Source organism: Vibrio agarivorans (assembly GCF_030409635.1).
GTDB lineage: Bacteria > Pseudomonadota > Gammaproteobacteria > Enterobacterales > Vibrionaceae > Vibrio > Vibrio agarivorans.
Genome location: NZ_JAUFQF010000004.1, coordinates 365,705 through 384,952, shown reverse-complemented (window position 1 = coordinate 384,952; position 19,248 = coordinate 365,705). Strand labels below are relative to the sequence as shown.

At 46.5% G+C, this 19,248-nt stretch carries 17 protein-coding genes; 8 read left to right on the top strand and 9 right to left on the bottom strand.

The features are described from left to right. Window positions 1-32 precede the first annotated feature (32 nt). The 4 genes from ileS to ispH all read left to right on the top strand — a co-directional run bounded on the left by ileS (window position 33) and on the right by ispH (window position 4,966). Window positions 33-2,861: an isoleucine--tRNA ligase gene (ileS, locus tag QWZ05_RS10135; RefSeq protein ID WP_264874803.1), complete on the top strand. Its 2,829-nt coding sequence runs from the start codon at window positions 33-35 to the stop codon at window positions 2,859-2,861. A gap of 64 nt (window positions 2,862-2,925) precedes the next feature. Next, the gene (lspA, locus tag QWZ05_RS10130) at window positions 2,926-3,432 is read left to right on the top strand and encodes a signal peptidase II (protein ID WP_264874804.1); all 507 of its coding nucleotides are present in this window, start codon (window positions 2,926-2,928) and stop codon (window positions 3,430-3,432) included. A 115-nt stretch (window positions 3,433-3,547) separates the two neighbouring features. Then, complete coding sequence (gene fkpB, locus QWZ05_RS10125; protein WP_264874805.1) at window positions 3,548-3,979, top strand: FKBP-type peptidyl-prolyl cis-trans isomerase; 432 nt, start codon at window positions 3,548-3,550, stop codon at window positions 3,977-3,979. A 24-nt stretch (window positions 3,980-4,003) separates the two neighbouring features. Beyond that, the gene (gene ispH / locus QWZ05_RS10120) at window positions 4,004-4,966 is read left to right on the top strand and encodes a 4-hydroxy-3-methylbut-2-enyl diphosphate reductase (RefSeq protein ID WP_264874806.1); all 963 of its coding nucleotides are present in this window, start codon (window positions 4,004-4,006) and stop codon (window positions 4,964-4,966) included. Window positions 4,967-5,018: 52 nt separating this feature from the next. Here ispH and QWZ05_RS10115 read toward each other — a convergent pair whose 3' ends face one another. Further along, entirely contained in the window at window positions 5,019-5,495 is a 477-nt protein-coding gene (locus QWZ05_RS10115; RefSeq protein ID WP_264874807.1) for an arsenate reductase/protein-tyrosine-phosphatase family protein, read from the bottom strand. A gap of 129 nt (window positions 5,496-5,624) precedes the next feature. Further along, complete coding sequence (locus QWZ05_RS10110; protein ID WP_290298269.1) at window positions 5,625-7,109, bottom strand: carbon starvation CstA family protein; 1,485 nt, start codon at window positions 7,107-7,109, stop codon at window positions 5,625-5,627. Between the two features lie 233 nt (window positions 7,110-7,342). On the opposite strand from QWZ05_RS10110, the gene QWZ05_RS10105 reads away from it, so the two are divergent. Then, a complete protein-coding gene (locus QWZ05_RS10105; RefSeq protein ID WP_290298267.1) occupies window positions 7,343-7,684 on the top strand; it encodes a DUF2799 domain-containing protein in 342 nt (113 codons plus the stop codon). Between the two features lie 123 nt (window positions 7,685-7,807). On the opposite strand, the gene murQ is transcribed toward QWZ05_RS10105, so the two are convergent. Then, a complete protein-coding gene (murQ, locus tag QWZ05_RS10100) occupies window positions 7,808-8,725 on the bottom strand; it encodes an N-acetylmuramic acid 6-phosphate etherase (RefSeq protein ID WP_290298265.1) in 918 nt (305 codons plus the stop codon). After that, on the bottom strand, window positions 8,722-9,843 hold the full coding sequence (locus QWZ05_RS10095; RefSeq protein WP_290298263.1) for an anhydro-N-acetylmuramic acid kinase: 1,122 nt from the start codon (window positions 9,841-9,843) through the stop codon (window positions 8,722-8,724). Before QWZ05_RS10095 ends, murQ begins: the two co-directional genes overlap by 4 nt. Window positions 9,844-9,946: 103 nt before the next feature. On the opposite strand from QWZ05_RS10095, the gene nagZ reads away from it, so the two are divergent. Next, a complete protein-coding gene (gene nagZ / locus QWZ05_RS10090; protein ID WP_290298262.1) occupies window positions 9,947-10,933 on the top strand; it encodes a beta-N-acetylhexosaminidase in 987 nt (328 codons plus the stop codon). Between the two features lie 17 nt (window positions 10,934-10,950). Here the strand turns inward: nagZ and btsR are convergent, their stop codons facing one another. Then, window positions 10,951-11,667 carry a two-component system response regulator BtsR gene (gene btsR, locus QWZ05_RS10085; RefSeq protein ID WP_290298260.1) on the bottom strand — a complete coding sequence of 239 codons (717 nt, stop codon included), beginning with the start codon at window positions 11,665-11,667 and terminating at the stop codon, window positions 10,951-10,953. Between the two features lie 8 nt (window positions 11,668-11,675). After that, window positions 11,676-13,352: a sensor histidine kinase gene (locus QWZ05_RS10080; protein WP_264874814.1), complete on the bottom strand. Its 1,677-nt coding sequence runs from the start codon at window positions 13,350-13,352 to the stop codon at window positions 11,676-11,678. A 231-nt stretch (window positions 13,353-13,583) separates the two neighbouring features. On the opposite strand from QWZ05_RS10080, the gene QWZ05_RS10075 reads away from it, so the two are divergent. Continuing rightward, the gene (locus QWZ05_RS10075) at window positions 13,584-14,657 is read left to right on the top strand and encodes a 3-deoxy-7-phosphoheptulonate synthase (protein WP_289962053.1); all 1,074 of its coding nucleotides are present in this window, start codon (window positions 13,584-13,586) and stop codon (window positions 14,655-14,657) included. Between the two features lie 20 nt (window positions 14,658-14,677). Continuing rightward, window positions 14,678-15,805, top strand: coding sequence for a bifunctional chorismate mutase/prephenate dehydrogenase (gene tyrA / locus QWZ05_RS10070; RefSeq protein ID WP_290298256.1), 1,128 nt, complete (start codon window positions 14,678-14,680; stop codon window positions 15,803-15,805). Window positions 15,806-15,896: 91 nt separating this feature from the next. On the opposite strand, the gene QWZ05_RS10065 is transcribed toward tyrA, so the two are convergent. The 3 genes from QWZ05_RS10065 to ettA form a co-directional block, all read right to left on the bottom strand. After that, entirely contained in the window at window positions 15,897-16,931 is a 1,035-nt protein-coding gene (locus tag QWZ05_RS10065) for a peptidoglycan DD-metalloendopeptidase family protein (RefSeq protein WP_290298255.1), read from the bottom strand. Between the two features lie 17 nt (window positions 16,932-16,948). Next, window positions 16,949-17,254, bottom strand: coding sequence for a PilZ domain-containing protein (locus tag QWZ05_RS10060; protein WP_264874819.1), 306 nt, complete (start codon window positions 17,252-17,254; stop codon window positions 16,949-16,951). A 98-nt stretch (window positions 17,255-17,352) separates the two neighbouring features. After that, the gene (ettA, locus tag QWZ05_RS10055) at window positions 17,353-19,020 is read right to left on the bottom strand and encodes an energy-dependent translational throttle protein EttA (protein ID WP_164647448.1); all 1,668 of its coding nucleotides are present in this window, start codon (window positions 19,018-19,020) and stop codon (window positions 17,353-17,355) included. Window positions 19,021-19,248 lie beyond the last annotated feature (228 nt).

The following is a 19,248-nucleotide window of genomic DNA, read 5'->3' as shown; positions in this document are numbered from 1 at the left end:
ACTGTCACCCAACACAACGGAATTAAGAATCGATGAGTGAGTATAAAGATACCCTGAACTTACCTGAAACAGGGTTTCCAATGCGCGGTAATCTGGCGAATCGTGAGCCAGAAATGCTTAAGCGTTGGTACAAAGAAGACCTTTACGGCGCAATCCGTGAAGCGAAGAAAGGCAAAAAATCTTTCGTTCTGCATGATGGCCCTCCATACGCGAATGGTGACATCCATATTGGTCACGCATTAAACAAGATTCTTAAAGACATTATTATTAAATCCAAAACACTTTCTGGTTTTGATGCACCGTACATTCCTGGTTGGGACTGTCACGGTCTACCAATCGAACTAATGGTAGAGAAGAAAAAAGGCAAACCAGGCCAAAAAATCTCTGCTGCTGAGTTCCGTGAAGAGTGTCGTAAGTACGCCGCGGGTCAGGTTGAAGGTCAAAAAGAGAGCTTTAAGCGTCTTGGTATCATGGGCGAGTGGGACAAACCATACCGCACGATGGACTTCGATACCGAAGCGAACATTATCCGCGCTTTGGGTAAGATCGCGTCTAACGGCCACCTATTAAAAGGCTTCAAGCCAGTACACTGGTGTACTGACTGTGGCTCTGCATTGGCAGAAGCGGAAGTAGAATATAAAGATAAAGTCTCGCCATCGATTGACGTTCGCTTTAAAGCGGCAGATGAAGCAGCGCTGATCTCGAAGTTTGATCTAGCGGGCGAGCATCAAGGTCAAGGTGACATCTCAATCGTTATCTGGACAACGACGCCATGGACACTTCCTGCAAACCGTGCAGTTTGTTTACGTGATGATCTTGAGTACGTGCTAATCCAGACTGAGGGTGACAATGCAGAGCGCATCATCGTCGCTTCTGAGCTTGCAAAAGACGTAATGGATCGCGCTGGTATTGAGCATTTCCACAACCTAGGTTTTGCTAAAGGTGCCGATCTTGAATTGTCTCAGTTCAATCATCCGTTCTATGACTTTACTGTTCCGGCGATCCTTGGCGATCACGTAACAACAGATTCTGGTACAGGCGTGGTTCACACAGCACCAGGTCACGGTCAAGAAGACTTCGCGGTAGGTCAAAAATACGACCTTGAAGTGGCAAACCCTGTTGGTTCAAACGGTGTTTATCTACCTGATACAGAATTATTTGCAGGCCAACACGTATTTAAAGCGAATGATGCTGTTGTTGAAGTACTGAAAGATAAAGGTGCTTTATTGCATCACCACGCTTATGAGCACAGCTACCCACACTGCTGGCGCCATAAGACGCCAATTATCTTCCGTGCAACGCCACAGTGGTTCGTTTCTATGGACCAAGCTGGCCTGCGAGCAAAAGCACTTGAATCAATCAAGAGTGTTGAGTGGATGCCTGAGTGGGGTGAAAGCCGCATTGAAGGCATGATTGAAGGTCGCCCTGAGTGGTGTATCTCTCGTCAACGTACTTGGGGTGTGCCAATTGCTCTGTTTGTACATAAAGAGACAGCGGAACTGCACCCTGACACGCTAGAGCTGATTGAAAAAGTAGCTAAGCTGGTTGAAGAGAAAGGCATTCAAGCATGGTGGGATGTAGACGCAGCAGAACTACTTGGTACAGATGCTGATAACTACGAGAAAGTGCTTGATACGCTGGACGTATGGTTCGATTCTGGTGTGACTCACTTCTCTGTGGTTGACTCTCGTGAAGAGTACAACGGTAACAGTGCAGACCTATACCTAGAGGGGTCTGACCAACACCGTGGTTGGTTCCAGTCTTCTCTGATTTCATCTATTGCGATGAAAGATGAAGCGCCATACAAGCAAGTGCTGACACACGGCTTTGTTGTTGATGGTCACGGCCGCAAGATGTCAAAATCTATCGGTAACGTGGTTGCACCTAAAGATGTGACTAACAAGCTAGGTGCAGACATTCTGCGTCTATGGGTAGCGTCAACAGACTACACTGGTGAAGTTGCGGTTTCAGATGAAATCCTAAAACGTTCTGCTGATGCATACCGTCGCATCCGTAACACTGCGCGTTTCTTCCTAGCGAACCTTAACGGCTTTAACCCAGAGACAGATATTGTCCCTGCAGAAGAAATGGTGGCACTTGATCGCTGGGCTGTAGGTCGTGCTCTAGCCGCTCAAGAAGAGATTGTTAAAGCTTACGGTGAGTACAACACTCATGCGGTAACGCAGCGCCTAATGCAGTTCTGTTCTATCGAAATGGGTTCATTCTACCTAGACGTAATCAAAGACCGTCAGTACACAGCGAAGAAGGGTGGTCACGCTCAACGCAGCTGCCAGACTGCACTTTACTACATCGTAGAAGCACTGGTTCGTTGGATGGCGCCAATCATGTCGTTTACTGCAGATGAGATCTGGAACGAGATGCCAGGCCAACGTGACAAGTTCGTCTTCACTGGCGAATGGTTCGAAGGTCTATTCGGCTTAGTTGAAGGCGAAGAGCTAAATAATGAGTTCTGGGCTGAGATCCAAGCGGTTCGTGGTGCAGTGAACAAGCTACTAGAAGCGGCTCGTGCCGACAAAACAATTGGTGGTTCACTGCAAGCTGAGGTGACTCTATTTGTCGAAGACGCACTCGCAGCGAAGATCAACAAGCTAGACGATGAGCTTCGTTTTGTTCTGTTGACGTCAGCGGCGACAGTTAAGCCTCTAAGTGAAAAAACAGACGCTGCTCAAGTGACTGATATCGAAGGTTTGCTGGTTGAAGTTAACGCAACGGAAAACGAGAAGTGTGACCGTTGTTGGCACCACACTCCAGACGTAGGTACTATCGAAGGTCACGAGAAAATCTGTGGTCGTTGTGTATCGAACGTTGATGGTGAAGGCGAAGTACGTAAGTTCGCTTAATTCAGTCAGTAACATAATGTAGTCACAACCCCAGTTTTTACTGGGGTTGTTTTTAGGAAGAGCTATGAGTGAAAAAGCGTTTACCTTAAAAGAGTCAGGGATTCGTTGGCTTTGGCTAGCGGTGGTTATCTTTATTGCTGACATCGCAATTAAACTCTTTGTGATGGATAACATGGGGTATGGTTGGTCAAACCGCATCGAGGTTTTGCCTTTCTTTAACCTACTTTATGTTCATAACTATGGCGCAGCGTTCAGCTTTCTAAGTGAGCAATCAGGTTGGCAGCGTTGGTTCTTTACTGCCATAGCATTTGTTGTCACAGGCATGCTTAGCTATTGGATGAGCAAACTGCCAGCGAAAGAGAAATGGAACAATATCGCTTACGCCATGATTATTGGTGGTGCGGTTGGTAATGTGTTTGATCGTGTCGTACACGGTTTTGTTGTCGATTACCTAGACTTTTTCTGGGGCACTTATCACTGGCCAGCATTTAACTTGGCAGACAGCGCCATATGCATAGGTGCTGCGATGATCATTATCGATAGCTTCCGCAGCGATAAGAAAAGTGATTAAACCTCAATTACCATAATATCCCCAAGCGCTGTCCGTTGATTCGGATGGCGCTTTTTTATATAACGGGGGACGTGTTTTCAATAACAGTACCAATCAGTCACAAGGAAGCAGTAACGTGAGTATCATTTCCCAAGATTCAGCGGTGACACTACATTTCACCATTAAATTGAAAGATGGCTCTGTCGCAGACAGTACTCAAAACATGGGTAAGCCAGCCAAGTGCATCATCGGTGATGGTAGCTTGAGTGAGAACTTTGAAAAGTGCCTGTTAGGACTTAAGCAAGGCGATAAAAAAGCGATTGTTCTAAAAGCTGATGATGCTTTTGGTCAACCGAACCCAGATCATATCCACTATATGGATCGCGCTAAATTTGTTGGCGATGCCGAAGTTGAGGTGGGCACCATTATGGCATTCTCTGGTCCAGAGGGAGCTGAAATTCCCGGAATCATTACTGATATCGCAGGTGATTCGGTGACGGTTGACTTTAATCACCCACTCGCAGGGCAAGATGTGACTTTTGAAGTTGAAATTTTGTCAGTAGAATAGCGGCCATTAAGAAGATAAAACTCCATGAGTAGTGAAATGAAAATCCTGTTAGCAAACCCGCGTGGTTTTTGTGCTGGTGTTGATCGAGCGATCAGTATTGTTGAGCGCGCCCTAGAGATGTATCAGCCACCAATCTACGTCCGTCATGAAGTGGTGCATAACCGCTTTGTGGTTGAAGGGCTAAAGCAGCGTGGAGCCATCTTTGTTGAAGAGTTGCATGAAGTACCTGATGACAACATCGTTATTTTTTCTGCTCATGGTGTATCACAAGCGGTTCGTAAAGAAGCCAAAGCACGCGACTTGACAGTCTTTGATGCGACCTGTCCATTGGTAACGAAAGTGCATATGGAAGTTGCTCGAGCGAGCCGCAAGAATATGGAAGTGGTGCTGATTGGTCACGCTGGACATCCAGAGGTGGAGGGTACGATGGGGCAGTACTACAGTGAAACGGGTGGGATGTATCTCGTCGAGACACCAAAAGATGTAGCTACGCTCAAAGACATCGTGAAAGACCCATCGAATTTACATTATGTCAGCCAAACAACGCTTTCAGTTGACGAAACAGCCGATGTAATTGAAGAGCTGCGCCGTGTCTTCCCAGAGATTCAAGGTCCACGCAAAGATGATATTTGTTACGCGACTCAAAACCGCCAAGATGCGGTTCGAGAGATGGCGGCTCAGGTGGATGTATTGGTCGTTGTGGGGTCAAAAAACTCATCAAACTCTACTCGCCTTAAAGAGCTAGGAGAAAAGCTGGGTACTGAAGGGTATCTCACCGACTGCCCAGAAGACGTGAAACCTGAGTGGTTTGAAGGTAAGAAAAAGGTGGGGGTGACAGCCGGTGCTTCTGCCCCAGAAGAGCTCGTCAATAAGATATTAAATCGTATTAAACAACTTGGTGCAGAAACGATTGAAGAGGTTCAGGGCCGCGAAGAGAACATGTTCTTTGAGGTGCCAAAAGAGCTACAGATTAAACAAGTTGACTGATCTCTCTGGGCGACCATCAATCTAAGGGCAGTGTTTCGCTGCCCTTATGCATTTAGTGGTTTAGATTTTTCATGTAATCACTGACGAGCACGCTAGGTAAACCATCCACCAACACTTCATTCATGCGTAAAATGCGCGGTTTGAGAGTCTCTGTGACCAACGCTGCATGATGATAGAGGCTGTTTTTATTGGCGTGATAACCTGTTGGAAAAGCATCAATTTGCCAGTTGATTCGAATCCCATTCGCCATCCATCTTGGCGTGGGCTCACCCTGCAAGCTATCACACAGAGTGACGACAATATCAGGCTCGAAACCTACACGCTCCTCCCAGGAGTGGGCATGGTTGTGAGGAATGGGAAGCTGGTTATCTTCAAGGTAGGATTTCACCAGTGGATTAATGTTCCCAGTCGGTTCAACACCACCACTCGCAATATGAAATCGTTCATTGGGCAGATAGTGTTGTGCGAGTGACTCTGCGATAACACTGCGCCCCGCATTATGCCGACAGATAAACAAGACCTTGTACATAGTGACCTCCATAGCCGATGTGTTCTTGGCTTGTTATCAAGTTTAGCTGCTATCCCCTCTTTTCGCTGAAACGCCCCATAACGAAAAAAGGCTTCCGAAGAAGCCTTTTGTGTTTAATCAATGGAGTATCTAAGCCGTTTTTGTGTCGGCTTGTACTTTCTCTTCATCAGCAAGGGCATCTTCCCCCTTGCCTTTCGAGCGTTTAATTACGAATGCGGTAACACCAAGTGAGAACAGCATGCCTGCAATGGTTGAGATGTTCATTGGCAGACCAAAGCCCAGTGTGCTGTTATTTAAGATAAAGGTCACAACAACCGTCGTCATAAAGATAGCGGGCACTGTGGTTACCCAGTGCAGCTTATTATGACGCAGTAGGTAAGCTGACGCAGTCCAAAGCATCATGACCGCTGTAGTTTGGTTAGCGAAACCGAAGTAGCGCCAGATAATGCCAAAATCAACTTGAGTGAGGACACCACCAATAACGAACAATGGGATTGCCATCATTAAGCGGTTACGCATTGAGCGCTGTTCCATGTTGAAGTATTCAGCCAAAATCAAACGGCTTGAGCGGAATGCAGTATCACCAGAAGTGATAGGCAGAATAACCACACCTAGGAAGGCGATGATGCCACCAAATACGCCAAGTAGACCAAAAGATGCGCTGTAAACCACGTTACCAGGGCCGCCATTCGCAACCGCTTCGCTTAGTAGCTCAATAGAACCGAAGAACGACAGAGCAAGTGCACACCAGATCAGGGCAATGATACCTTCACCGATCATGGCTCCATAAAAGACGAAACGACCGTTTTTCTCGTTCTCCATACAACGAGCCATTAGCGGCGACTGCGTTGCGTGGAAGCCAGAGATTGCACCACATGCGATAGTGATGAATAGTGCAGGCCAGATAGGCATGTCATTTGGGTTGAGGTTAGTGAACATGTCGCTGATCTGGAAGTCACCCATGACTGTGTGTTCGCTTGAGAGACCAACCGCAGTCATCAGGCCAACGGACATAAAGATCAGTAGTGCGCCAAATAGTGGGTAGAAGCGGCCAATGATTTTATCAACCGGAACAATTGTTGCGATGATGTAGTAACCGAAAATGATCGCAACCATAGTGCCCATAGAGACCGTAAGATCGGTTTGATCATTAATCAGGTTAGTGATCATGCCAGCTGGCGCTGAAACAAAAACCACGCCCACAAGCAGCAGCAGAACAATGGCAAAAATGTTCATGAAATGTTTGGCGCCATTGCCTAGGTAACGACCTGTGATAGTTGGAACAGAAGCACCGCCATTGCGAACCGACAGCATGCCAGAGAAATAGTCGTGCACGGCTCCAGCAAAAATACAGCCGATAACAATCCATAGCATTGCCGCTGGGCCATAGAGCGCACCCATGATTGGGCCAAAAATAGGGCCGACGCCAGCGATATTGAGTAGCTGTACTAAGTAAACCTTCTTGGTCGACATTGGTACATAGTCAACACCATCTGCTTTGGTATGAGCGGGAGTTTGACGCTTTTCGTTGATGCCAAAAATCTTCTCGATGAAGGCACCATAGATAAAGTAGCCAGCGAGAAGCAGGCCAACACAGGTGAGAAACCACAACATAGCTTGTATTCCTTAGTGTAGGGTCAGTGTAAATTTTGTTATGCCCCTATGTTACGCGCCTGAATGTTGACTATCTTGCACTGCTTAGGTCAGTGGTCGCATCAAAATTTAAGTGGCAGTAACAGAAATTAAGTGGTTTTTTATGGTTGCGAGTGGTTTTTATCTACAATGAGTGGTAGTTATTGAAAATATTAACAATATTGATGCGTGGGATACGCAAGGACAAAATAATAATGAATAAGCTGATGGTACTAGGTGTTGCGGCGTTAATGATAGGGTGCGCTTCCTCAACAGAAGATTTGATTGCAAAAGGGGATTGGTATCAAGTGGGCTACCAAGAGGGATTGCGCGGAAATACCTCTCGCTCAGCAGCCGACCTAAAACAGTACAGTAACGTTGAATTGTCTGAATATGATAAAGGCTATTTAACAGGCGTTGCCGAGTATTGTAATCCGAATTTTGCTTACCAAATTGGTTTATCTGGCCAATACTATGAAGGGGTATGTGAAGGCATGGAAGAGGGGCAAAAGTTTCGTATGGAGTGGCAGCGTGGATGGTCTGAGTACAATAAGTAATCGTGACCTAAGCTGTTATTGAACAAATCGCATTCAAATGGTTGCTGATATTGAAAGCACCCCGCCGCAAGAGGGTGGGTGCTGGTGGCACTGGTTAAAGAAGAGAGTAAGACACACAAAGACTCATGATTGCTCAATCGCTTGCCCGAGAAAGCCAGAGGTTTTAGCCATCTTCTCTCTGGCTTGTTGGCAAGATAATCCAGTGAGTTGCATTAGGATGGCGGTTTTGACCTCATACTCGCAGCCCTCTAGTGCTTTAGTGGCTTGCTCCTTATCGCACTCTGTTGCTTGCATCACAATGCGAACCGCTCGGGCGACCAGCTTTTCATTGGTCGCTTTGACGTCCACCATCAAGTTCTGATAACTCTTGCCTATCTTAACCATGCTCGCAGTCGTCAGTATGTTAAGGACGAGCTTCTGTGCCGTGCCAGATTTCATTCGTGTCGAACCCGTGAGAGCTTCTGGCCCCACAACGGGTGAGATGGCGATCTCTGCGCACTGAGCAATCGCAGACCCTGGGTTGCACGACAGCGCAACGGTCTTAGCTCCAATAGTATTGGCATACTCTAGTGCCCCAATGACGTAAGGTGTGCGACCGCTTGCCGCGATGCCAACCACGACGTCTTTGTTGGTGAGTTGGGTTTTGATGAGATCGTTTTTGCCGAGTTCAGGAGAATCTTCCGCACCTTCTTGCGCGCGAAAAATAGCTTCATGTCCACCGGCTATCAGGCCTATCACCATAGACTCTTCCACACCAAAAGTCGGTGGACATTCAGATGCATCCAAGATGCCGAGTCGGCCACTTGTTCCGGCGCCACAGTAGATTAAGCGCCCTCCGTTTTTAAACGCATCACTGATCACATCCACCGCTAGGGCAATATTGGGTAGCTCTTTCTCTACCGCGAGCGGGACGAGTTTGTCTTGGTGATTAATTTTACTCACCAGCTCAAGAGTACTGACGTTGTCGAGATCCATAGTGTCGGGATTTCGGCCTTCAGAGATGAGTTTTGATAAGGTATTGAGAAGTTGATTATCGCTCATGAAAATTCCTTAATTGCGGGATAGATAACCCCTAATGAGACCTGTTGGCTTGCTCCCGTGACAGCAGGTAGATTACTTGGCTGATTGTGGACTCGTTGTCTCGCTAACCAGGCAAAAGCCATCGCTTCCATTGAGTCTTCGGATATGCCTTTTTTAGACGTCGGCATGACCTGCCATTGCTTAAGTCGCTCTTTTATACTTTGCATCAATAGAGGGTTGTTTGCTCCCCCACCGCAAACCAGAAGTTCACAGTCATTACCATTCTGGTGACTATCGACCGCATTAGCGATCGATAGGGCGCTAAACTCACACAGGGTACGTTGAACATCTTGCTGCAGTTCGTCGCCAATAAGTTGTTTATTCAGCCATGCAAGATTGTAGTGCTCGCGCCCGGTACTTTTAGGAGCGGCTTGTTGAAGGTAAGGGTCTGCAAGGAGCTTATTAAGCAGTTCTGGAAGCACTTTGCCCGTCGCAGCCCATTGCCCATTTTGGTCAAACTTTTGTCCAATATGGGTTTCGCACCATGCGTCCATTAACATATTTCCGGGGCCTGTGTCATAGCCAATGACATGATCATCACTGGGTATCACTGAGATATTAGCAATGCCACCGATATTGAGAATGACAGTCGTGCTGTGGCGAGAGCGAAATAGATATTGATGAAAAGCAGGAACCAAAGGCGCACCTTGGCCACCAACGGCCATATCTAAGCGGCGAAAGTCGGCAATGGTATCGATGCCAGTCAAAGCAGAGATAAGGTTGGCGTCACCTAACTGGATGGTAAAGGCTTCTTCACCATGAGGTTGATGGAAAACCGTTTGCCCATGGTTGCCAATCGCAGTGATATTTGAGGCGCAAAGTTGAGCCTTGTTGAGCAGATGATTGACGGCATTTGCATACAGCTTTCCAAGCTGATGATCGAGTTGGCCTATCGTAGGCAAATCGGTCTTTTGCCCAGTACATATCGCCAATACTTGTTGTCTTAGGGCGTTGGGATACGGGTATTCATCACTCGCAATAAGCTCAATGTTGTGATCATCTATTGCTACCACAACCGCATCGACACCATCGAGGCTAGTTCCTGACATAAGACCGATATAGAGTTCGCGCATCATCATCCCTGCTGGAAAATTGTTTAACTAGAACGGAAACCCATTGTAATGCAATCACAAAGTGAATAGTCTCGATCGATAGAAAAATAATCATCGTTTGGAGTCAAAAATGGGACCGTTGTGGATTGATGTTGAAGGTTATGAACTGACGGCTGAAGACCGTGAGGTGATTGAGCACCCGAGTGTCGGCGGTATTATCTTGTTTGCTCGCAATTATCATGACAGTGAGCAATTGAGTGCGTTGACGGCATCAATGCGCCAAGCCGCTAAGCGACCAATTCTTATTGGCGTTGACCAAGAGGGAGGGCGAGTCCAGCGTTTTCGCGATGAGTTTTGTGTGATTCCTGCGGCGCAACATTATGCGCAGCAAACCAATGGAGAAGTGCTCGCTGAACAAGCTGGTTGGCTGATGGCTGCCGAGGTTATGGCGCATGATATTGATCTGAGTTTTGCTCCAGTGCTCGACCAAGGGCACCAAAGTAAAGCCATCGGAAATCGTGCTTTTGGTGAAGATATCGATACGATCCTGTGTCACAGCACCGCATTTATGCGCGGTATGAAAAGTATTGGTATGGCCACTACGGGTAAGCACTTTCCTGGCCATGGTGGCGTGATTTCCGACTCGCACATAGAGACACCGTTTAATCACAGTGACAACATTTTTGAAACCGATATGGCGATTTTCAGAGCGCAAATCGACACTGGTATATTGGACGCCATGATGCCTGCGCATGTGGTCTACCCACATTATGACGATCAGCCTGCAAGTGGTTCGAGTTTTTGGCTCAAAGAAGTCCTTAGAAGCCAATTAGGTTTTAAAGGCATTGTCTTCTCTGATGATCTGACTATGGAGGGGGCATCCATTATGGGTGGCCCTGCTGACAGAGCAATGCAAGCGCTAGAGGCCGGTTGCGATATGTTATTGATGTGCAATAAACGTGACGCGCAAGTTGCTGCATTAGATCGCTTACCTATTCAACAGGTGGAAGCTTCAGCATTACTAAAACGTAACAGCTTTACTTTAGCAGAGCTGAGACGTAGCCAAGAATGGAAAGACGCGTCTACTGCCATGGCACGTATGCTCGATAAGCTTTAAGTGAGCTCACTTTTTAATTAGTGGAAACCGAGCATCTCTTTTAGGGTTTTTAAATAGCGGCGGCTAACTGGCACCGTATGGCCGCTGCATGTAATGATTTCAGCCAACCCGTTCTCTAACAGCTTAATCTCTTTAATCGATTTGATGTTGATTAGATATTGGCGATGGCAGCGCAGCAGAGGGGTTTTCTCCTCTAGTACCTTAAGAGTCAGCTGAGTGGTCGCCGATTGCTCGCGGGTTTGCACTTGGACACCGGTAATGTCGCTGTGGGCGAACTGCACCTCTTCGGCTGGAATAATCATAATTCGGTTCAAGCCAATGCATGGCACGTGAACTAGCTGTTCAGGTGCGAGTTGGCGAATATCCGCTGGTTTCTTATGAACCTTGCCGAGGCGGCAAATGGTCTTGTCCAAACGTTGCGGGTCAACAGGCTTCAATAAGTAGTCGAACGCGTTGTCCTCAAACGCTTGAATGGCATATTGATCATAGGCGGTGACAAATACCACTTTCGGCATAGTGTCTGGGTCAAGCATACCGAGTAGTTCAATACCGGTAATTTGTGGCATTTGAATATCCAAAAACACCACATCGGGTTTGAGCTGATTGATTTTTTTTAGCCCTTCGATGGCATTGCTTGCAGTATCAATCACTTTAACCTTGTTTGACTCTTCAAGCAGTTCTGATAGTTCTTCGCGAGCCAATAGCTCATCATCAATCACTAAAGCAGATAGCATACTACACCCTATATTGTCATCGTGCCGGGAATGATAAAGCTCATTCGTGTGTATTGGTTAGGTTCGACATCTGTGGTTAATTTTGCCGCAGGACCAAATTGATTAACGAGACGTTTATCGACTATCTGCATACCCAAGCCTAAGTGTTTTTGGTCTGGTACTTGATAGCTGCCTGCGTTGTCTTGTACCACAATTCGATAGCCACAACTCATCGGCTCACTATAAATGTGCAGGTGGCCACTTTCTAGAAGGTTCGATACGCCGTGTTTAATGGCATTTTCAACCAGTGGCTGCAAGGTAAAGCTTGGTAGTTGGCGATCAAGTAGTTCATCAGCGATATCGATATCTACCGCGAGTCGATCAGCAAAGCGAGCTTGTTCGATAGTGAGGTAGGCATTGACGTGAGCAAGCTCTTCGCGCAGCGTCACGGTCTCAATATTCTGCTTTAGGTTGCTGCGGAAAAATTGCGACAGGTGCTGAATCAGGCTACGTGCTTTGGTCGGGTCTTTGCGGATCACGGCGCTGATGGTATTCAATGCATTAAATAGAAAATGCGGATTGATTTGGGCTTGCAACAGCTTGATCTCAGCTTGTGATAGCAGATTCTGCTTCTGTTGATATTCACCATATAGGATCTGACTTGAGAGCAGTTGAGCGATCCCCTGTGCCATCGTCATATTCACTGTTGAGAAAAGCTTTCGTTTAGGCTCATAGAGTTTGATAGTCCCAACCAAACGGTCGCCTGCTCTCAGAGGAATTATGAGTGCGGAGCCAAGTTTACAGTTCTCAGAGAGGGTACACTGATAAGGGTGGTCACGACCATTGAGATAGATTATACGATTTTGCGCCATCGCATCGAGCGTGCTTTGAGAAGAGATCGGCGTTCCAGGTACATGGTGATCTTTTCCCATGCCAACAAAAGCGAGTATTTTTTGGTTATCAGTGATTGATACGGCGCCTACGCTGGTTTCTTCAAAAATGATGTTGGCGATCTTTTCAGCATTATGGCTCTCGAAGCCAGACGCCATGATGCCCACTGAACGCTCTGCAATTCTCAAGGCGCGTCGAGAAAACATCGCAGAATATTCGTCAAAGATGGTTTTTCGGTCTTGGAGGATACTCATAAACAGCGCCGCGCCAATAGAGTTGGCTATGATCATCGATGCTGCGATATCTGAGACGAGCGAGTAAGCTTGAGTAAACGGCTTGGCGACGATGAGGATAATGATCATCTGGATGATTTCAGCCAACAGCGTGACGGAAAATACCATCAATGGGTTAAATATCTGTTCGGTTTGGTTTTTGCGTACAAAGTACAGGTGAACCAGACCTCCAATCAGCCCTTCCGCTGTCGTTGATATTGCACAGGCGAGATCGGTAAACCCACCAAGGGTATAGCGGTGAAGGCCACCCGTTAGGCCAACGAAAAATCCGACAACAGGGCCACCAAACAATCCCCCCATCACTGCACCTATTGCTCGAGTGTTTGCAATAGCGTCATTGATCTGTAAACCAAAATAGGTACCTAGAATACAAAATGATGAAAAGATGAAATAGACACTCACTCGGTGGCTCATGTGATCTGAGGCACTTAACAACGGTCTGAAAATAGGCGTCTTACTTAGCATATACGCCAGCATGAGGTAGACGCACATTTGCTGAAGCAAAGAGATAATTAAATCCATAAAATTGACCGTGAAATAAGGGAGTTGCTGCAAAGAGTAATGAAATTTTTATCACTTAGCAGAGAAAGCCGTCTCAAAAAGTAAATAAGCTGAAGGTGTAAATTTATTTTTACGTGGTGTTTTTTATTTTGTACGCTTGCAATAAATCTTTGAGATGATAATTTAAGAGCCAGTTAGAGTTTTTACCGTTAACAGGATTATCGGTGTAATTAAAAGTTTACAGGTGTGGTTATGCAGAGAAGTGAATTAAGCAATATTAATATTAGTGATGAGCAAGTGTTGATTACGCCAGAGGCGCTGAAAGCGAAGATCCCTCTGAGTGACAATGCCCGCCGCTTTATTCAAGAGTCACGTGAGACGATTGCAAACATTCTCCATAAGAAAGATCACCGTTTACTGATCGTTTGTGGTCCTTGTTCTATTCATGATATCGACGCTGCCAAAGACTATGCGAAACGCTTAAAGGCGCTTTCTGAAGAGCTGAGTGATCAACTTTACATTGTGATGCGTGTTTACTTTGAAAAGCCTCGCACTACTGTTGGCTGGAAAGGGTTGATCAACGATCCACATCTTGATGGCACGTTTGATATTGAGCATGGTCTGAATGTCGGGCGCCAGCTGCTTGTTGAGCTCGCTGAGATGGAAATCCCACTCGCCACAGAAGCGCTTGACCCAATCAGTCCACAATACTTAGCTGATACCTTTAGCTGGGCAGCGATTGGCGCTCGTACAACCGAGTCACAAACTCACCGTGAGATGGCAAGTGGTCTCTCTATGCCAATCGGCTTTAAAAATGGTACTGATGGCAGCTTATCTACCGCTATCAACGCAATGCAAGCGGCATCTTCAAGCCACCGCTTTATGGGGATCAACCGTGAAGGTCAAGTTGCTCTGTTAACGACGCAAGGCAATGCCAATGGTCATGTAATTTTACGTGGCGGTAAACAGACCAACTATGATTCTGTTTCTGTGGCCGAGTGTGAGCAAGAGATGGCAGGTGTCGGTCTAGATGCTGCTCTGATGGTGGACTGTAGCCATGCCAACTCACGCAAAGATTACCGTCGTCAGCCGCTGGTGGCTGAAGATGTGATTCATCAAATCCGTGAAGGAAACAAGTCCATCATCGGTGTAATGATTGAAAGCCACATCAACGAAGGTAATCAATCATCTGACCTACCGTTATCTGAAATGCAATACGGCGTTTCTATCACTGACGCCTGTATCAATTGGGACTCAACTGAGGCACTATTGCGTCATGCACACAAAGAGTTAGTGCCTTTCCTAGAGAATCGTTTGCAAGGATAAAGAAGGTAGCAAGGAACATCATGGCAGTTGAACTGAACGAGTTACGTGACCAAATTGACGTAGTAGATAAGCAAATGCTCGATCTTCTAGCGCAACGTTTGGCGTTGGTAGAGAAAGTGGGTGAAGTGAAAAGCGAGCATGGTTTGCCTATCTATGCCCCAGACCGTGAGGCAGCGATGCTTGCCTCACGACGCGCTGAAGCAGAGAAAAAAGGGGTTCCACCACAACTGATTGAGGACATTCTTCGTCGTACGATGCGCGAGTCGTATGCGAGTGAGAAGGACTCTGGCTTTAAGTGTTTGAACCCATCACTTCGTTCAGTGGTAATTGTGGGTGGTAAAGGCCAGCTTGGTGGCTTATTTGGACGTATGTTTGCCCTATCGGGGTATGACGTCAAAGTGCTTGGCAGTCAAGATTGGGACCGTGCTGATGCGATACTATGCGATGCAGGCCTGGTTGTGGTCACTGTGCCAATTCACCTAACGGAAGGGGTGATTGAAAAGCTGGGTAACTTGCCAAAAGATTGTATCTTGTGTGATTTAACCTCGATTAAGAGTAAGCCTTTGCAGGCGATGATGCAGGCGCATGAAGGTCCAGTTGTTGGCTTGCACCCGATGTTTGGTCCAGACGTACCAAGCCTTGCTAAACAGGTGATTGTGTACTGTGATGGCCGTGGCCAAGAGGCATATCAGTGGTTACTAGAGCAGTTCTCTATTTGGGGAGCGAGTTTGTGTCCGATTGAAGCGAGTGAACATGACCACGGAATGACGTTGATTCAGGCACTACGTCACTTTACGTCGTTTGCTTATGGTCTTCACTTGAGCCGAGAAAATCCAAACATCGATAAACTATTGCAGTTAAGTTCGCCGATTTACCGCTTGGAATTGGCCATGGTAGGGCGTCTGTTTGCGCAAGATCCCAACCTTTACGGTGATATCATTCTCTCATCGCAAGAGAATATCGATATGATCAAGCGCTTCCATCGCTGTTTCGGAGAAGCTCTCGATATTCTAGATGGTAAAGACAAGGCGCACTTTGTCGAAAGCTTTGAACAGGTAAGTGATTGGTTTGGCGATTATTCTCAGCAGTTTATGAACGAAAGTCAGAACTTGTTAAAACAAGCGAATGATAATATTCATCGCGGATAGCGCACTCACTATAGCGATAAGTGATCATGAAACATGAAAGGCGACCAGAGGTCGCCTTTCATGTTTTTGTATGCAGTTGAGCGAATAATCGCTACTGCATAGTGATGTCTTGAGTGTGCTCTTCACCACGACTTGCGGTATCAACCGATTCTTCAGTTGTCGGGGTGTTAGTCAGATTAACTTGCATGCGCACCGAGTTATCCACCAGTTCAACAAGAGGAGCCCAGTTTACTTTCTTCTCTTTTTCAAATAGGTAGTCGAAGTTATCAGGTGTCCAGTCCATTGTGTACTGTGGGTTTAACGAGCGTCCCAAAAAGCGTACTTCGTAGTGAAGGTGTGGTCCGGTTGAGTTGCCGGAGTTACCACAGGTAGCGATTTGTTGGCCTTTCGCGACAAATTCTCCACTGCGAACTTTGAAGCGGTGGAGGTGCGCGTAAGAACTCATGAAACCATAAGCGTGGCGAACGGTTAGGAAGTTACCAAAGCCTGATTTACTTGGTCGTACCGTTTCAATGACGCCATCTGCAGGTGCATAGATTGGTTCACCAACATTACAGGTAAGGTCGATGCCGGTATGTGTGTGTACTTTGCCAGTAATCGGGTTTGTGCGACGACCGTAAGAAGAAGAGATACGATTATAGTTTATAGGGCTGTCATTCGGGATTAGCCTGAACAGTGTTGCTCTCACGGCGGAGTCAAGTGCAGCAGCATCGATGCGCGCTTCTAACAGGTGTTCTGTTGGCTCATCGCTTTCATCAGTCAGTCCCAGAACCGACTCTACATCAAATACGCGCTGCCCAAGCACCTTTATTTCGTCTTGCTTACGAGCTAAATCTTGATTGAGTTGGTGAACTTCATCAGCTTGCTCTGACAATGCTGTTTCTAGCGTCTGGTTTTCAGTCAGTAGGGCAAGGTTTTGCTGCTGAGATAACTCTGTTTTGACACGATAAGCGGAAATGTCAGCACGTAACTGCTTTAAATGGTTTTGTGTTGAATAGACATAAACACCGGTGGCTGACAATAGAGCCGAGCCGATAATGATCGAGCTAACGAGACCGGTTTTTGAAAGATAAAATTGTTGGCTTCCCGTTTTGGTGGGAATAGAAATAGTTATTTTTTTAGACATAGCTTTTAGGTTTTGATTCAGCTGCCCCAATGCGCAAGATGTTCAATCTCACGATGGAGGAGTTGGTCATCACCGACGTTGAGTTGTACGATACGTTTTAAATGGCTAACACTTTCAATGTCAATCTCAGTGATACACCCACGCATCTGTTGTTCGAGTAAGTTAACGATATTTGCTGTTAGCGACACAACAATATCTGAGCCAGGAAGAGTAAACTCTATCTGCACGAGCATGTCGGTATTGAACCGACCTTGTGTATCGGTCAGCTGCAACAGCAACCCTTTGAGAGATAAATCTTGGCTCACTAAATGAGAAAGAAGCATCAAATGTAACACGCTAAATGTGCAAAAAATATGAACTAAGATCACAAAGGCCGCTAATAATAGCGGCCTTTGTCTAAAAATCAAACAGTAATGATAAATTACTTAGTCACACGCTTGTACTTGATACGATGTGGTTCAGCAGCCTCTGGGCCAAGTTCTTTCTTGAGCCATTCCATATACTCGTTGTAGTTACCTTCGTAGAAGTTAACCTGACCCTCATCACGGTAGTCGATGATGTGTGTCGCGATACGGTCTAGGAACCAACGGTCGTGCGAGATAACCATGGCACAACCTGGGAACTCGAGAAGCGCTTCTTCTAGTGCACGCAGCGTTTCAACGTCAAGGTCATTGGTAGGCTCATCGAGTAGCAGTACGTTGCCGCCCGCTTTAAGAAGCTTAGCAAGGTGAACACGGTTACGCTCACCACCAGACAACTCACCGATGATCTTCTGTTGATCAGAACCTTTGAAGTTGAAGCGAGAACAGTAAGCACGCGCTGGGATTTCAAAGTTGTTGATCTTGATGATATCAGCGCCTTCAGAAATCTCTTGGAATACTGTTTTAGTGTCATCCATTGCATCACGGAACTGATCAACAGACGCAAGCTTAACTGTTTCACCCATCTCGATTGTACCCGAGTCAGGTTGCTCTGTGCCGCTTAGCATCTTGAATAGTGTTGATTTACCCGCACCGTTGGCACCGATGATACCCACGATCGCACCCTTAGGCATGTTGAATGAGAGATCATCGATAAGAACGCGACCGTCAAATGACTTAGTCAGGTTGTTAACTTCAATAACCTTATCACCTAAACGCTCACCTGGTGGGATGAACAGTTCATTAGTCTCGTTACGCTTCTGACGATCGCCGCTTTGTAGTTCTTCAAAGCGAGCCATACGCGCCTTCGATTTTGACTGACGACCTTTAGGGTTTTGACGAACCCATTCAAGTTCTTTCTCAATAGTCTTCTGGCGAGCTTTCTCTTGAGAGGCTTCTTGTTGTAGACGCGCGTCTTTCTGCTCAAGCCAAGACGTGTAGTTACCTTCCCATGGAATACCTTCACCACGGTCAAGTTCAAGAATCCAACCAGCTGCGTTATCTAGGAAGTAACGGTCGTGGGTAATTGCCACAACGGTGCCAGTGTAATCTACAAGGAAGCGTTCTAGCCATGCGACAGATTCTGCATCCAAGTGGTTGGTAGGTTCGTCTAGGAGCAGCATATCTGGCTTCTCTAGAAGTAGACGACAGATAGCAACACGGCGGCGCTCACCACCTGATAGATGTGCAATCTTCTGGTCCCACTCAGGTAGACGAAGTGCATCTGCAGCACGCTCTAGAGAGTTCTCTAGGTTGTGGCCATCTTTCGCTTGGATAAGTGCTTCTAGCTCGCCTTGCTCTTTTGCAAGTGCGTCGAAGTCTGCATCAGGTTCTGCGTATGCTGCGTATACTTCATCCAGACGCTTCATTGCGCCAGCAACGTCTGATACCGCTTCTTCAACAATTTCACGAACTGTTTTTGATTCATCAAGCACGGGCTCCTGAGGTAGATAACCTACGTTCAGGCCAGGCTGTGGACGAGCTTCACCATCAATATCTGTATCGATGCCAGCCATGATGCGTAACAGGGTCGATTTACCCGCACCGTTCAGACCAAGAACACCGATTTTTGCACCAGGGAAGAAACTCAGAGAGATGTCTTTAAGAATTTGACGCTTAGGTGGCACAATTTTGCTCACCCGCGACATGGTATATACGTATTCAGCCATTGCCGATCGTTCCTAAAAATATGATTGCAAATTCAAACCTCTATTTTATACCAAAACAAGCCAAGATGTTACTAGAGGGGAGCTATCCGCTAATGATTTGCAAATAGTGGAGTGAGAGATAACTGGTGAAGCAAAACGATCATCTCTGAACGTTATTCTAAAATGAATAATGTTACACCTTGGCTCTTTACTTTTAATGCGCTTGGTTGCGTAATGGTGACCAGCAAA